3 protein-coding genes are annotated in these 1,746 nt (G+C 30.6%); all 3 read left to right on the top strand.

Annotated features, from left to right (window positions below):
- Positions 1-139 precede the first annotated feature (139 nt).
- Positions 140-1,087: a methylmalonyl Co-A mutase-associated GTPase MeaB gene (gene meaB / locus VLM92_RS07415; RefSeq protein WP_325275700.1), complete on the top strand. Its 948-nt coding sequence runs from the start codon at positions 140-142 to the stop codon at positions 1,085-1,087.
- A 15-nt stretch (positions 1,088-1,102) separates the two neighbouring features.
- Positions 1,103-1,513, top strand: coding sequence for a methylmalonyl-CoA epimerase (gene mce, locus VLM92_RS07410; protein ID WP_325275699.1), 411 nt, complete (start codon positions 1,103-1,105; stop codon positions 1,511-1,513).
- A 29-nt stretch (positions 1,514-1,542) separates the two neighbouring features.
- A partial coding sequence (locus tag VLM92_RS07405; protein ID WP_325275698.1) for a carboxyl transferase domain-containing protein occupies positions 1,543-1,746 on the top strand: 204 nt, incomplete at its 3' end.

Raw genomic sequence — 1,746 nt, 5'->3', positions numbered from 1 at the left:
ATACCTGAGGATGATATACCATACTTAAAAGAAAAAGGAATAGCTGAGATATTTACTCCAGGGACACCAACTTCAGTAACTATAGAGTTTATACAAAAAAATATTAAAAGAGCATTAGCTCAATAAAAGTGAGGATACTATGAAAAATATAGTGAATGGAGTACTAGAAGGCAAAAAAAGAGATTGTGCTAGACTTATCACTATTGTAGAAAATGAAGTTTGTGGGTATGAAGATGCTTTAAAAGAAATTTATAAACACACAGGTGGGGCTTATGTTGTTGGAATAACAGGCCCTCCTGGTGCGGGTAAATCTACATTTACTGATAAGCTAGTAAAATTAATAAGAAAAGAAGATAAAAAAGTAGGAATTATTGCAATAGATCCTACAAGTCCTTTTACAAAAGGTGCTATTTTAGGAGATAGAGTAAGAATGAATGACTTAAACACAGACCCTGGAGTTTTTATAAGATCTATGGGCACCAGAGGAAGTTTAGGTGGTTTATCTAATGCAACTCAAGCTGCTATAAAAGTTTTAGATGCATATGGGTGTGATTACATATTTATAGAAACAGTCGGAGTTGGTCAATCGGAAATTGATATAGTAAAAACTTCTGACACTACACTTATGGTAATGGTCCCAGGTTTAGGTGATGATATACAAGCTATAAAAGCTGGAGTTATGGAAATTGCGGATGTATTCGTCATAAATAAAGCTGATAAAGATGGGGCTAAGAGAACATCTTTAGAAATAGAAATGATGCTAGATTTTAAAAAAGATTGGGAATTTAGACCGCCAGTAAATTTAGCAATAGCAGAAAATGGAGAAGGTGTAGAACAAACTTATAAAAATATATTAAAACATAAAGGATTTTTAGAAGAAAGTAACAAATTAAATAATAAAAGATTAGATAGAAATAGATTAGAAATTAAAGAGTTGGTTCAGAGAAAAGTTTCTAAATTAGTTAAAAATTTAGAATATAGCTATGAGATAGAAGAATTATTAACTAAGACTATGACTAAGGAAATAGATCCTTATTCGATAAGTAATATACTATTTGAAAAAATAATACACAATAAAAGTTTATAAGTGGAGGGATATAGTATGGATATATTAAGAGTAGATCATGTAGGTATAGCTGTAAATAATTTAGAGGAAACTTTAAAATTTTATGAAGACGTACTTGGTTTAAAATGTGAAGGTACAGAAATAGTAGAAGATCAAAAGGTTAAAGTTGCATTTTTACCTGTAGGGGATACTGAACTTGAGTTATTAGAATCAACTACTGAAGATGGACCAATAGCTAAGTTTATAGCTAAAAATGGAGGAAGAGGCGGAATCCAACATGTAGCAGTAAGAGTTGATGATATAGAAAAAGCTATAGAGGAAGTTAAAGCTAAGGGATATAAAATGATAGACGAAAAACCTAGATATGGAGCAGGAAATGCAAAAATAGCATTTTGTCATCCAAAGGGAACAGATGGGGTATTATTAGAACTAAGTGAAAGAAAATAAGTAAAAATCAAATTCTTGGGGGTGGTTATATGTCACAAGAGAAATTAAATTTACTTCATGAAAAAAGAAGTAAAATAGAATTGGGTGGAGGGCAAAAAAGAATAGATAAACAACATGCATCAGGAAAATTAACTGCAAGAGAAAGATTAAATAAATTATTTGATGAAAATACTTTTGTAGAAGTAGATGCATTTGTAAAACATAGATGCTCTAATTTTGGAATGGAAAAACAA

It is taken from the genome of Romboutsia sp., assembly GCF_035470145.1.
Classification (GTDB): domain Bacteria; phylum Bacillota; class Clostridia; order Peptostreptococcales; family Peptostreptococcaceae; genus Romboutsia_D.
The sequence above is the reverse complement of the archived record's forward strand: the minus strand, read 5'-3'. Positions and strand labels throughout refer to the sequence as shown.